The 13,293-nt window shown below is 66.6% G+C and carries 12 protein-coding genes; 3 read left to right on the top strand and 9 right to left on the bottom strand.

Annotated elements, in window-relative coordinates:
• The first annotated feature begins 46 nt into the window (after positions 1–46).
• On the top strand, positions 47–1,039 hold the full coding sequence (locus tag C1922_RS00305; RefSeq protein ID WP_108751432.1) for a patatin-like phospholipase family protein: 993 nt from the start codon (positions 47–49) through the stop codon (positions 1,037–1,039).
• A gap of 67 nt (positions 1,040–1,106) precedes the next feature.
• On the opposite strand, the gene C1922_RS00300 is transcribed toward C1922_RS00305, so the two are convergent.
• The 4 genes from C1922_RS00300 to C1922_RS00285 all read right to left on the bottom strand — a co-directional run bounded on the left by C1922_RS00300 (position 1,107) and on the right by C1922_RS00285 (position 6,042).
• Positions 1,107–2,327, bottom strand: coding sequence for an XVIPCD domain-containing protein (locus C1922_RS00300; protein ID WP_108747956.1), 1,221 nt, complete (start codon positions 2,325–2,327; stop codon positions 1,107–1,109).
• 139 nt (positions 2,328–2,466) lie between these two features.
• A complete protein-coding gene (locus tag C1922_RS00295; RefSeq protein WP_159091805.1) occupies positions 2,467–3,327 on the bottom strand; it encodes a hypothetical protein in 861 nt (286 codons plus the stop codon).
• A 127-nt stretch (positions 3,328–3,454) separates the two neighbouring features.
• On the bottom strand, positions 3,455–5,473 hold the full coding sequence (locus C1922_RS00290; RefSeq protein WP_108747954.1) for a hypothetical protein: 2,019 nt from the start codon (positions 5,471–5,473) through the stop codon (positions 3,455–3,457).
• A gap of 86 nt (positions 5,474–5,559) precedes the next feature.
• A complete protein-coding gene (locus C1922_RS00285) occupies positions 5,560–6,042 on the bottom strand; it encodes an Lrp/AsnC family transcriptional regulator (RefSeq protein ID WP_108747953.1) in 483 nt (160 codons plus the stop codon).
• Between the two features lie 125 nt (positions 6,043–6,167).
• Between C1922_RS00285 and phhA the strand changes: the two genes are divergently transcribed.
• The gene (gene phhA / locus C1922_RS00280) at positions 6,168–7,061 is read left to right on the top strand and encodes a phenylalanine 4-monooxygenase (RefSeq protein ID WP_108747952.1); all 894 of its coding nucleotides are present in this window, start codon (positions 6,168–6,170) and stop codon (positions 7,059–7,061) included.
• Positions 7,062–7,070: 9 nt separating this feature from the next.
• On the opposite strand, the gene C1922_RS00275 is transcribed toward phhA, so the two are convergent.
• On the bottom strand, positions 7,071–8,246 hold the full coding sequence (locus C1922_RS00275; RefSeq protein WP_159091803.1) for a Fic/DOC family N-terminal domain-containing protein: 1,176 nt from the start codon (positions 8,244–8,246) through the stop codon (positions 7,071–7,073).
• A gap of 162 nt (positions 8,247–8,408) precedes the next feature.
• Here C1922_RS00275 and C1922_RS00270 point away from each other — a divergent pair, with 162 nt between their 5' ends.
• Complete coding sequence (locus C1922_RS00270; RefSeq protein ID WP_108747950.1) at positions 8,409–9,104, top strand: DUF4375 domain-containing protein; 696 nt, start codon at positions 8,409–8,411, stop codon at positions 9,102–9,104.
• A 3-nt stretch (positions 9,105–9,107) separates the two neighbouring features.
• On the opposite strand, the gene C1922_RS00265 is transcribed toward C1922_RS00270, so the two are convergent.
• The 4 genes from C1922_RS00265 to C1922_RS00250 form a co-directional block, all read right to left on the bottom strand.
• Positions 9,108–10,208 carry a GDSL-type esterase/lipase family protein gene (locus C1922_RS00265; RefSeq protein ID WP_108747949.1) on the bottom strand — a complete coding sequence of 367 codons (1,101 nt, stop codon included), beginning with the start codon at positions 10,206–10,208 and terminating at the stop codon, positions 9,108–9,110.
• Between the two features lie 92 nt (positions 10,209–10,300).
• Entirely contained in the window at positions 10,301–11,056 is a 756-nt protein-coding gene (gene kduD / locus C1922_RS00260; RefSeq protein ID WP_108747948.1) for a 2-dehydro-3-deoxy-D-gluconate 5-dehydrogenase KduD, read from the bottom strand.
• 81 nt (positions 11,057–11,137) lie between these two features.
• Positions 11,138–11,986, bottom strand: coding sequence for a 5-dehydro-4-deoxy-D-glucuronate isomerase (gene kduI / locus C1922_RS00255; protein WP_108747947.1), 849 nt, complete (start codon positions 11,984–11,986; stop codon positions 11,138–11,140).
• 239 nt (positions 11,987–12,225) lie between these two features.
• A complete protein-coding gene (locus C1922_RS00250) occupies positions 12,226–13,284 on the bottom strand; it encodes a LacI family DNA-binding transcriptional regulator (protein ID WP_108747946.1) in 1,059 nt (352 codons plus the stop codon).
• Positions 13,285–13,293: the final 9 nt, after the last annotated feature.

Below are 13,293 nucleotides of genomic sequence, written 5' to 3'. Positions count from 1 at the left end.
TATGCTGGCGCCCTTTCCTGAACCCGCGCCCCGTGCGCCGCTGCCGATGACCGTGTTCCGCCCCCGCGTGCTGCTCTCCGTCGCCCTGCTCGGCCTGCTGGCCGGTTGCGGTGGCGAAGAGGTGCGGCCCACCCCGCCCCCGCCGCCGACCGTGGTGCCGCAGGCCAAGCCGGTGAAGATCGGCATCGCCCTGGGCGGCGGCGCGGCCAAAGGCTTTGCCCATATCGGCGTGATCAAGATGCTGGAAGCCAACGGCTTCGAACCTGTCGTGGTGTCCGGTACCAGCGCCGGCAGCGTGGTCGGCGCGTTGTATGCCAGCGGCATGGACGCGTTCCAGATGCAGAGCAAGGCGGTAGCGCTGGACGAAGCCAGCATCCGCGACGTGCGCCTGTTCTCCGGCGGCCTGGTGCAGGGCCAGAAGCTGCAGGACTACGTCAACGAACAGGTGGCCAACCGCCCCGCCGAGAAGTTGAAGAAGCCCTTCGCTGCCGTCGCCACCCAGCTGGAAACCGGCGAGCGTTCGATCTTCGTGCGCGGCAATGTCGGCCAGGCGGTGCGTGCCTCCAGCAGCATTCCCGGCGTGTTCGAGCCGGTGAAGATCGGCGGCCGCAACTACATCGACGGCGGCGTGGTCAGCCCGGTGCCGGTGGACGCCGCGCGCCAGCTGGGCGCCGAGTTCGTGATCGCCGTGGATATTTCCAGCAAGGCCAGCGGCAAGGCGCCGACCGGCATGCTGGGCATCGTCAACCAGTCGATCGCGATCATGGGCCAGCGCCTGGGCGAGCAGGAACTGGCCCGCGCCGACATCGTGATCCGACCGAAGGTGCTGGATATCGGCGCGGCCGATTTCAGCCAGCGTGGTACCGCCATACTGGAAGGCGAAAAGGCCGCGATGGCAGCGATGCCGCAGATCCGCGCGAAGATCCTGCAGCTGCAGAAGGCACGCGCCGCGGCACTGGCACCGACCCCGGTCGTGGCACCCAAGTGCGAAGAACCGTCGCGCCTGGGCAAGCTGATGGGCCGCAAGGAAAAGTGCTGAGCTGACAGGAGCGGCAGGCGTGGCCCGCAGGCCGCGCCGACCGCCTGCGAAGATGCGCCGCGACCGGTCAGGCCATGACCGGCGCGCTGCGGGCCTGCTGCAGCTGCTGATCCTGCTCACGCTGCAGCGCCTGCTCCTGCGCCTGCCGCTGGTCGTTCACCGCCAACTGCTGGAAGGACTGCTCCACCGGGATCGCCAGCGCCTGTGCCACCGGCATCTGCGCGCGCAGATGCGCCGGGTCGGCCGGGTCGCCCTGCACCACGAACAGGTTCGGCCCTTCCCGCCCAGCGGCGTCCCCGCGTCCCATCAGTACATGGTCCACCCGCTGCAGTTCGGCGCCGGCCGCCAGCGTGGCGAGGCTGGCGCTGACGCACTCGCTCTGCGCATCCCACGGCTTGCCCAGCCCGGCCTCGAGATCGCGCACGCCCGCCGCGCACTGCTGGTAGAGCGCGTGGCGTGCATGCCCGGGCTCGCGCGGATCGATGCCGGCACGCTGCCGTTCCGGCTGCATCTGCAGCGGGGTGGCATCACTCAGCACGAACGGGCTGGCCATGATCGGCCGGTCCTTGTTCTCATCGTCCGCATGGAACTGCCCGCGCAGCGTCTCGCGCAACTGGCGCACATCGCGTGCATCGTCCAGATACCGCAGCGTGGCCGGATCGGTCTCGCGCACGCTGCCCACGGGCACCGAGCCGATGGGCAGCGGCAGCACCGGGGCATTCACCGGCACCGAGACTTCGCGGCGCCACTGTCCCTGGGCATCGTCGTGCACATACGTCGCACCGTGGTAGGCAATCCGATCCGGGTCGAGATTGGACACCGGCTGCAGGCCATGCGGTCCACGTGCCTCGGCCATGTTCTTCAGATAGCCGGCCGGATCGTCGATCAGGTTCCGGTACTTGCCGAGCACCAGGTTCGTTGTCTCGGCCGCGCGATCCAGGCCGCGATTGTTGTTGTCCAGCAGCATGGTCCAGACGGCCTCGGCTTCTGCACGGCCACCATGGGCGCGCGCGGCCATCAGCAGCGTGTACGGCGTCCATGCAGAAGGATGGATGCCTCGAGCATTGAATGCCTCATCATGCGCCTTCTGGATGTCATCGACTGGGAGGTTCAGCGCCAGCTCCGGTCTTCCCGCGTCGAGCTGTGCTACGCGTAGCGCGAAATCGCGCTGGATCAGATCGACACCGAATGCCTGCCACTGAACTTCATTGAAGTGAACACCATCGGCGCGCGCCTGCCGGTCGGCAAAGCTGTTCGCTGTGGCACCGGGATTGTTGTCGTTGCGCACGACACCGAGTGCCAGCAGGCCGTAGCCGTCATTACCCTGCTTCTGCGCGAGGTAATTGAAGTACAGCTCGCGATTGCCCGCCTTGGCCTACGCGCCAAGTATCTTCAGGTCATCTGCGTCCAAACCAGGGCTCATAGGGCTACCTCTTCTCTTCCATGGTGATGTTGTCGATCAGCAGCGCACGGGTGCGCTCCCTGATCGTCTTCCAGTCCGCAATACCTTCCCGCGGATAGCGCACTTCGGCAATGACACTCAGTTCCTCGATGACAAACCGCTGGTTGCACTCGGCAAAGCCAAAGACCGGCTTCTTGACCATCTTTCCATCACGGTACATGACACCCGATTCCGCGACATCCCGGGTGGTGCACTTGATCACCTGGTCGATCTGGTCCGCTGCATTGCGGGAAACGAACCAGTCGTACTGCCAGTAGATGTGCTGGATGATCGGTGCGCGTTCATCGAAGCCCTGCTTACGGTAGAACTCCTGAACCTTTGCCACGTCGACGTAATAAGGCACCAGGCCATGCACTGGATCACCTTTGATGCGCTCTTCCAGGGTCTCGGACGGATCGCCTTGCTGGTATTCCTTGCGCGTGTAGCTCTTGCGCATTACGTCCCACAGGTTGACGCGATCAATGTAGGTATAGTCGATTCTGACGGTGCGAATGGAGACATCCGCACTCAGGTTCATCCGCTCGCCGGGCTTGAACGGCTGCAGCGATGGGTACTCCAATGCGAGTGAGAAGCTTCCATCGTGCTCGGGCCCCATCTGTGTGCTGAAGTATTTCTGCGGCAACTCCAGCTGATAGGGCCCTACGCAGGCCCGCTCGATGGGTGACGGAACCTGGTAGGGATTGATCGGCTGGTTGTCGATTGTGATCGAGCACCCCTGATCGTTCGTCAGGAGGCGCGGCGGTCTACGCGGCGTTTCAGCCTGCGCGCACGCCCCCAGCAGCAGCGTGATCAACAGGCCAGCCACGGGCAGTTTCAGCAGATGCATTGCAATCCTTGCGGTAAGACACGGCCCAGCATACGTCGCGCCATGAAGGTGCGGCGTGGTCATCGCCCGGTTGTGCGGCCCCGGTCACAGCGCGAACCACCGTCCCGGTGGCCCACCCGCGCGGGTATCAGCGCACGGGCCGGTAGCCGCTGGCGTGCTGCCGTTCGCGCTTGCGTGCCTGCCGCGCCTGTTCCTGCAGGGCGGCCGTGTGCTGCAGGTGTTCCATGCCATCGGCAGGCACATGCAGCTGGCGCCGCGCGCGGGTCATGGCCAGATAGGCCGCGCGCACCGGGTTGTGCCAGATGCGACTGCCCTGCCCTGCACTGAAGCAGCTGGGCGACAGTGCAACCACGTCGAACTGCAGGTTCTTCGCATGTTCGGCCAGGCATAGCACCACGCCGCCATCACTGGCCGCTTCCTGCGCGTCCAGCACCTGCAGCAGCGCCTGCACCTGTTCGTTGGATGCCAGCAGTTCCACCAGTGCGCCCTGCCCGTCGTCGGCCAGGGCCGCCAGCACGCGCTGCCACTCCTGGCTGGACCCGTTGTCGCCGCGCCGACGCCAGGCGTCCAGCGGGCGCTGCAGTTGGCTGCGCAGCGTGCGCAGTGACGCCGGGTGCAGGTAAGGGCTGAGGCCGCGCAGCTGCAGCTGGGCGGCATCCTGGACCAGAGGCGCCGCGCTGCCGTGGATGCGCAGGCCGGCGATCGGCACCTGCGTCCAGTCGCGGTACTGCAGCACGCCGGTGGCGCGGTCGGCGGCGCCGACGAAGGGCCTGCTGTCCTGGCCCAGCCCGTCCAGCGCCAAGGTCTGGTTCACCAGGTCGTCCACCTGGTTGCCCTGCCGCACCGACTGATGCATTTCCAGCACTTTCGATGCGGCCCAGCGCGGCACGGTGCCGGTCAGGCACTGGTGCGGGTCGCCCAGGCTGACCACGCCCGGCGCGTGGGTGGACAGCAGCTGCTTCCACGACGGGCTGAGATCGTGTGCCTCGTCGATCAGCAGCATGCCCAGCTCCAACGGTGGACGCACCCCGCGCAGGGCCAGCCACTTGCCGATGTGCAGCGGGCTCAGGCTCAGCAACGTGCCACGCTGCAGGTCGGCATCGAACATGCAGCGCCAGACATATTCGGCCGCCTGCAGATAGGGCGCCACGTCGAGCATGGCCGCCGGCACGGAGCGGTCGAAATGCTGGAAGGCCATGCGCGGCGCCGCCGAGGCACACCAGCGGTTGATCGCCTCGAAGGCGGTCATAAGCACCTGCTCCGGTGTGCGCGCGCCGATGCCCTGCAGGCCGATGCGCCCGGCAATCTCGCGCGGGGTACGCGTGCTGCGCCGGTAGCTGGCCACGAAGCCGTTGCTAAGGCCGCTGCGCGCGGCATGCTGGGCCAGGCGGTTGGCGAATTCGATCTGGGTCAGCAGGCGCGCCGCGGTACTGCCCGGCACGCGGCTGCGGAACGCTTCCACCTGCGCGCGCGACGGCGCCACGTAGGTGTAGCGGCCGGGGCGCGCATCCATCAGTGCCAGCACCAGATGGCCTTTGCCGGTGCCCGCGTAGCCGTCCAGATCGATCAGTTCATCGGGATTGGCGGCGATGGCACGCAGCACGCGCGCCTGCTCGCTGGTGTACAGGCCGTGGTGTTCGACCGCGCGCGCGTCTTCGGCGTCGGCCTCGTCCTGTGCAGCATCGTCATCATCGACATCGCTGGCGAAGGTGGCAGGAAAGCGGATGGCATGCTCGGCCAACGTCTGCTGGCACGCCTGCTGCAGGGCCTGGCCGGGATAGGCGCGTGGCGACTGCACGATGAAGTCCTGCAGGATCTCCGCCGGGGCCAGCAGCACGCCGTGCGCGGCCAGTGCGGACAGCCACGCATCCAGTTCCGGCTGCGCGCCGCCGCCCTGCCCTGCCAGCTGCGCGGCGGCGGCGGCACCGTCGGCACCGTCGGCGGCGAACAGCGTGCAGGCATCGTGCAGCAGCCGCTCGATCTCCGCCGGTGCGTGCAGACGTGTGCGGCACAGCTGCGCGGCCATCAGCCCGGCCTGTTCCAGCGCGGTCTGCGGCGGCGTGCCATGGGCGATGAAGCGCGCCAGCGATTTGCGCTGCAGCGGCAGGAAGGTGGTGGCAAGCACCGGGGGCTGGATATCGGACATGCCTGTTACCGGAAAGGAACGCTGCGGCGGGCGCAGGGCGGTGATGCTCGGCTACCCGCCCGGCGCCGTCAAATCGCAGCGGCCGTTCATTCCAGTTGCGACAGCGGCAGTGCCTGGAACCCCTTCACCGTGCGCAGCACGAAGCTGGAATTGGCATCGGCCACGCCGCCGGCGTTCAGCAGCTTGTCCAGCAGGAAGCGCGAGAAATGTTCCAGGTCGCGCACGTAGACGTGCAGCAGGTAGTCCATGTCACCGGTCAGGGCATGGCAGGCCACCACTTCATCCCAGCCCTGCACGCTGTCCACGAAATGGCCGATGGCGGCCTGATCGTGCTTTTCCAGCTGCACCCGCACGAAGGCCTGCAGGCCCAGGCGCAGCTGGCGTGGCTCCAGCCGTGCGCCGTAGCCCACGATCACGCCCTCGCTCTCCAGCCGCTGCAGGCGGCGCAGGCAGGCAGACGGGGACAGGTTCACCCGCGCCGCCAGCTCGGCGTTGGTGGCGCGACCATCACGCTGGATCTCGGCCAACAGGCGTATATCCGTGCGATCGAACTGGACTTCTCCGGCCATTGCTGCCCCGCAACACGGTGAGTACGCAAGGATATTGCGCCACAAGCCGCATTCGACGCAACTTTTGCAACCCTGTTGCGCGGCCCCTGCCCTAGCATCACCGGTATCCCTTCAAGGAGTGCCCCATGGACCTCGCCCAGCCCCGCCGCGTCGAACACCAGCAGACCGACAAGGGCTACGTGCCGGTGTACACCACCGCGCTGGTCGAGCAGCCGTGGGACACCTACAGCGCCGACGACCATGCCACTTGGAGCACGCTGTACCAGCGCCAGCGCGAGCTGCTGGTCGGCCGCGCCTGCCAGGAATTCCTGGACGCACAGGACGAGATGGGCATGAGCGCGCACATGATTCCGCGCTTCGACCAGTTGAACGAAGTGCTGGGCGCGGCCACCGGCTGGACCCTGGTGGGCGTGGAAGGCCTGCTGCCGGAACTGGATTTCTTCGACCACCTGGCCAATCGCCGTTTCCCGGTCACCTGGTGGATCCGCCGCCCGGACCAGATCGACTACATCGCCGAGCCGGACCTGTTCCACGACCTGTTCGGCCATGTGCCGCTGCTGATGAACCCGGTGTTCGCCGACTACATGGAAGCCTACGGCCGTGGCGGCGTGAAGGCCCACGCGATCGGCACGGAGGCGCTGCAGAACCTGACCCGGCTGTACTGGTACACCGTGGAGTTCGGCCTGATCGACACGCCCGAGGGCCTGCGCATCTACGGCGCCGGCATCGTGTCTTCCAAGGGCGAATCGCTGTATTCGCTGGAATCGGCCGCGCCCAACCGGATCGGCTTCGACCTGCAGCGGATCATGCGCACCCGCTACCGCATCGACACGTTCCAGAAGACCTACTTCGTCATCGACAGTTTCGAACAGCTGATGCAGGCGACGTCGCCGGACTTCACTCCGATCTACGCCGCACTGGCCGACCAGGCCCACCTGCCGGCCGGCGATGTGCAGGCCGACGACCGCGTGTTCCAGGCGGGTACGGGTGAAGGGTGGGCGGACGGCGGCGACGTGTGAGGCGAGGGCTCAGCGCAGGCGCTCAGGAGGTGCCGTTGGGAGCTGATTGAGCCGTTGCAGGACCGCGTGCGCGTGATAGGTGCGTCCCCAGCGACGATCATTGCCGGGGACGAGGATGCCTTCTGCCTCAAGCGCGTAGATGCCGGTCAGGGCCGACCTGTCGGAAACCTCCAGCAACGCAGCCACCTGGCCTGCGGTCACCACGGGGTGACCGATCAGCAGGGGCGGAAGCCTGCGTGCCACCGAGTCGCGACGATAGCCTTGAAGTTGACTCTCCCACGCTGCGCTGAGCCGTGACATGTCATCGGCGATGGAAATTGCGTCATGGGCAGACTCCACCACGGCCTGGCACAGCATATCCATCCATGGTCCCCACTCACCGCGAAGCTGGACCTGGTTGAGGGCGTCGTAGTAAGCGCTCTTGTTGCGCAACAACGCGCCCGACAAATAGAGCGGAGGATGTCTTTCGGCGGCGAGGATCAACGGCAACAGCAACCTTCCCGTGCGCCCATTGCCGTCCTTGTAGGGATGGATGGTTTCAAACTGGGCGTGGGCGATCGCCAGCTGCGCGATGATGTTGAGTTCGAACTGTTCTTCCTCGGCGGGCTCGTACTTCAACATGGCGCGCTCGAGTTCGCGCATCGCCGCACCGATGCGGTCGGGCGGCGAAGGGACGAAACGGGCATCCTCGGGTCGTCCACCCAGCGGACCGATGATGGCCTGCTCCTGGCGGTACCGTCCCTTGGGAAAATCGTCAGGGGCGTCCTGCATCAACACGGCGTGGAGCTGGTTCACCAGGGCGAGATCGAGCGCCTTGCGACCGCTGGCTCGCACGGCTTCAAGGCCCAGTTGAAGTGCCTGCACGTAACGCTCGGTCACCACGACGTCGGCGGGCAGCCCGTCCAGGCCGAGCGTGGCTTCAAACACCAGCAGCTCGTCCAGGTTGGTCTGGGTCCCCTCGATCTGGGAGCTCTGGACGGCTTCGCGCCTGGCGAGCGTCCGGGTGACCATGTCAGGGGCAGGCCATTGCCGCATCGCCTGATCCAGACGGTCCAGCGATGCATTTGCAGCGATGAGGCGCTGCCGCGAGCCCGCATACCCCTCAGGCAGCCGGCGAGGCGTGGGAGGAGGCGTCATGGCCAGCAGATTGGGCCGACCTTCCACGGGAACGAGGTAGGCCTGCAAGGGCCCTGCAATGTCTGCCCGACGCATCGGAACTCTCCACTGGGATCACCCCTATCCTTCAAAAGCCTCTCATTCTTTTGAAGTTTATGCAACTAAACTTCAAAAGTGTTCAGGTGTTTTGAAGTTTCCGGGTAGGCCGACAGCGCCGCTATCCTCCACGGCATGACTGAAGAATTTGCCGGCCTGCGCGTAACCGACGTCGCCTTCGACGACGACTTCATCCTGCTGACCCTGGCCGATGGCCGCCGTACCCGCCAGCCACTGCGCTGGGCGCCCGCGCTGTTCGAAGCCACGGCCGAACAGCGCGCGCACTGGGTCGCCAACGCCGATGGCCTGGGCGTGAACTGGCCGGCGCTGCTGCCGCCGCGCGAGGCAGGCGTGGTCGATATCCCCAACCAGGTGTGGGATGACCGCTACGAAGCCGCGCTGGCACGACTGAAAGACGCCGGATGGACGCTGGATGCGCTGTCGGATGAAGACCAGCAGCTGGTGGCGCTGTGGCGCATGGAAGCGGACATCAACAACGGCGGCTTCATGCAGTTCCTGTGCAACTGGGGCGACCCGACCTGCCAGCTGGCGCTGCGTGCGCTGCAGGCGATGGGCGCGGTGCAGACCCACGCGATCCTTGCCGGCATGCGCGGGCTGCTGGACCGGCTGGAAGATGACCCGGAAATCAAGGAACTGACCGACCTGTACGGCGCGATGACCGAACAGGAGCAGGAAGCGCTGCATGCCTTCGACGAAGCCTATTTCGAGCGCCCGGAAGACCTGGCCCGGCTGGGCTTGAGGCACTTTGGCCCGGAACCGGTTGAACAACGAGGACCCAGCCCCCCGGTAGAATCGAGCTTGCTCGACTGACGTTCAGTCGCGCGGGTACGCCAGCAACACCACCAGATCCTCGTCGCCCACCTGCTGCAGCGCGTGCGTGCTGCCCGTGCGGGTCAGCAGCGCGTGGCCCGCGCGCACATCGTGCTGCTTTCCATCCAGCACGTAGCTGCCCTGCCCGCTCACGATGTAATAGATCTCATCCTTGTGCTGCGGATGCAGGCCGATGCCGGCGCCTTTGTGCAGTACCCGCTTGCGCAGCACGAACGGTAGATCCGCTGCGTCGGCAAAGAACGGATACGCGGTGGTCGGCCCGGCACCGCCATGCGGGCCTGGCTGCATGCGGGCAACCGTGTCTTCATGCAGCACCTGCGAGGGTCGCTGCGCATCGGCGCCCTGCCCTGCGCCCATCACGTCGCAGTCGATGTCACGCACCAGCGCTGGTTTCAGCGCCGGCAGCAGCGGCACCGCCTCGCGCAGCACCAGGCAGGCCACCGCGTTGGCGCCGGCCACGCTGAAATGCGTTCCGTCGGCCTTGCCCTGCTCGGGCACGAACAGGAAGTACGGCCGTGCGCCCTGCTCGCCCAGCGCACGGATCCAGCGCGTGCTGCGATCGTTCAGATCGATCAACGCGATCTGCTCGCGCGCCGCCAACGCCTTCATCGACTGCGTATAGCGGCCATGCGTGTCCAGCAGCGAACCGAAGTCATACAGCAGGCGCGCTACCGGGGTGATCAGCACCGGCGTGGCGCCGCGTTCGCGTGCCGCCTGCACGTAGCGCATCAGCAACCGCGGGTAGTCGCCGTCCGGGTCGGTGTAGCGGCTGGCGTCTTCAAACTTCGCATCGTTGTGACCGAACTGGATCAGCAGCACATCGCCGTGCCGCAGCTGGGCAGCGATGGCGTCCAGGCGTCCTTCATCGATGAAGCTGCGCGTGCTGCGCCCGCCCTTGGCGTGGTTGTGTACTTCGAAGCGTGCCGGGTCCAGATAGCTCTGCAGCGCCTGGCCCCAGCCCGCCTGCGGTGCGCGCTCGGGGCCGTACTCGGCAGCGGTGGAATCGCCGGCAATGAACACGCGTACCGGCGCCGCCTGCGCGGCGGTGCATGACAGCAGCAACAGCAGCAACAGCCTTCGCATCGCGGCACTCCTGTAGAGCCGAGCCCTGCTCGGCTGTTTTCGATCAGAGCGCGACAGCCGAGCAGGGGCTCGGCTCTACAGACCGGTGCGCGTCAGCGCGCCAGCCAGCCACCATCGACCGGCAGCACGGCGCCGTTCACGTAGTCCGACGCAGACGACGCCAGGAACACCGCCGCACCGGCCAGGTCTTCCGGATTGCCCCAGCGGCCTGCCGGAATGCGCTCGAGAATCGCCTTGTTGCGGTCCGCATCGGCACGCAGGGCGGCCGTGTTGTCGGTGGCCATGTAGCCCGGTGCAATGGCGTTGATGTTCACGCCCTTGCCCGCCCACTCGTTGGCCAGCAAGCGGGTGATGCCGGCGATGCCGCTCTTGCTGGCGGTGTACGACGGCACGCGGACGCCGCCCTGGAAGGACAGCATCGAGGCGATGTTGATGATCTTGCCGTGGCCCTGTTCGATGAAGTGGCGGCCGGCCGCCTGCGAGATGAAGAACGCAGACTTGATGTTGACGTTCATCACGTCGTCCCAGTCCTGCTCGCTGAAATCCACTGCGTCGGCGCGGCGGATCAGGCCGGCGTTGTTGACCAGGATGTCGAGCCCGCCCAGGCCTTGAATGGTCTCGCGCACCACGCGCGCCACCGGCTCGATGCTGATCAGGTTGGCTTCGATGGCCAGGCAGCGGCGGCCCAGCGCGGTGATCTTTTCGATGGTTTCGGTGGGCGGGGCGATGCCGGCCACGGCGACGTCGGCGCCAGCGGCAGCCAGTGCCACGGCGATGCCTTGGCCCAGGCCGGTATTACCACCGGTTACCAGAGCGACTTTGCCTTCCAGGCTGAAGGGATTGGCCATTGCGTATGCGTTCCTTGGTAGAGGCGAGCGGGGAGTGCGGCGACGGCCGCCGGCACGCGGTGCGCGGCGGCCGGGCAGGGCTTACTTGAGCTGGCAGATGTCCAGCACGTGCATATCGGTGTAATCCAGGTTCTCGCCGCCCATCGCCCAGATGAAGGCGTAGTTGCTGGTGCCGGCACCCATGTGGATCGACCACGGCGGCGACACCACCGCTTCGTTGTTCTGCATGACGATGTGGCGCTGCGCGTCCGGTTCGCCCATGAAGTGGTAGACGCGGTCGTTGGCGCCCAGATCGAAGTAGAAGTAGACCTCGCTGCGGCGGTCGTGCAGGTGCGGCGGCATGGTGTTCCAGACGCTGCCCGGCTTCAGCACGGTCAGGCCCAGCAGCAGCTGCGAGGACTGGCAGGTGGCCGGCACGATGTACTGGTAGATGGTGCGCTCGTTGCTGGTTTCCAGCGCGCCGCGGTCCAGCGCCACCGCGTCCTTGATCGACAGCTGCTTGGTTTCAAAACGCGCATGCGCCGGAGTCGAGGCCAGGTAGAACTGCGCCGGATTGGCGGCGTCCTGCGAGGCGAACACCACGTCCTTGCTGCCCATGGCCACGTACAGGCCGTCCTTCGGCCCCAGCGTGTAGACGGTGCCGTCGACGGTGACCGTACCGGTGCCGCTGCCGACGTTGATCACGCCCAGCTCGCGGCGCTCCAGGAACGGGTGGCCGGCGGCCGAGGCCGGTTCGGTCTGCGCCGGCAGCGCCAGCGGGGCATCCAACGGAGCGGCGCCGCCCAGCACGAAGCGCTCGTAGTGGGTGTACTTCAGGGTCACCTGGCCGGCATTGAACAGGCCGTCGAGCAGGTACAGCTCGCGCAGCTGGTCGTTGCTGGCGCCCTTGATGGCGTCGGGATGGGTGGCGTAGTGGGTCTTGCAGTACATGGCTTCTCCAGAGCAGGGGGCGGGCCGAAGGGTTCGGCCCCGGCGCGGTTCGCGGTCGATTCTAGCGACGCTGGTAACCGGTGTCATTTTGCGTCGCACGATAGGGCGGCTGAAGCGTCACGACCAACGGTCGTGACCCACAAACGGTCGTGACCTACAGGGTGTGTCGCAAGCAAGCTGGCGACCTACCGAAGGCGTCGCAAGCGAGCTTGCGACCTACAGGACTGATGCCTTCGGCATCAGTCCTCTGGCGGTTGGCAGGAGTCGCGGACGATCAGGTGCGGGCGCACGCTGGCGATCTGCAGCGCGGCTTGGCCTTCGGGCTGGATCAGCATGGCCGCAGCGGTGCGCCCGGTGTCGCGGGTATGGCGGCGCACCGAGGTCAGCGACGGCCACAGCCGCGAGGCCAGCGGGCTGTCGTCGTAGCCGATGATGGACAGCTGGCGCGGGATGTTGATGCCCGCACGCAGCGCCACCTTGTAGATGCCGGCGGCCATTTCATCATTGCCGGTGAAGATGGCGGTGGGCCGGCGCTTGCCGAGCAGCAGTTTCTCGGCCGCGGCCACACCCGATTCGAAGGTGTAGCCGGCCTCGATGATGCGGTCCTTCGGCAGCTCGATGCCACGCTGGGACAGCGCGTCGATGAAACCGGCGGTGCGTTCATGGGCCGAGCGGTAGGCGCTGGGGCCGGTCACCAGGGCAATCTCGCGGTGGCCCAGCGACAGCAGGTAATCGGCCGCTTCGGCGGCGCCGTCGCGGTCATGGGTCACCACCATCTGCGAACTGTCATCCAGCGGCAACGCGGCCACGCGGGTGAAGCGGCAGCCGATTTCGTCGAGCATGTCGGCCAGCGCCTGGTCTTCCGACGCACGCGGCACCAGGATCACCCCGTGCAGCTTCTGCTGCTGCACGAAGCGGCGCACGCCATCGATGTAGCCCGGGCTGCGGCTGTCGCAGGGGTGCACCACCAGTTCGAAGCTGGAGCCGCGCAACGCGTCCAGCGCGCCGTACTGCATGTCCACGATGTACTGCGCGGTGGGATTGTCGTAGACCATGCCGATCAGGAAGGAGCGGCGGAAGGCCAGGCCACGGGCCAGCGGATCGGGCGTGTAGCCGACCTCGCGCATCAGCGCCTCGACCTTGTCACGCGTGTCCTTGCGCACCAGCGGCGAGTTGTTGATGATCCGTGAAACCGTTTTCTTCGATACTCCCGACAGTCGCGCGATGTCGTTGATCGTGGCGGCCTTGCCCTTCGCCAATGCCGGCGTGGCGGCATCGTTCTTGTTGCGCACTGACATGTAGTGAAC

The sequence above is a fragment of the Stenotrophomonas sp. ZAC14D2_NAIMI4_7 genome, assembly GCF_003086675.1.
Lineage (GTDB): Bacteria > Pseudomonadota > Gammaproteobacteria > Xanthomonadales > Xanthomonadaceae > Stenotrophomonas.
This window is presented reverse-complemented; position numbering and strand designations above follow the sequence as displayed.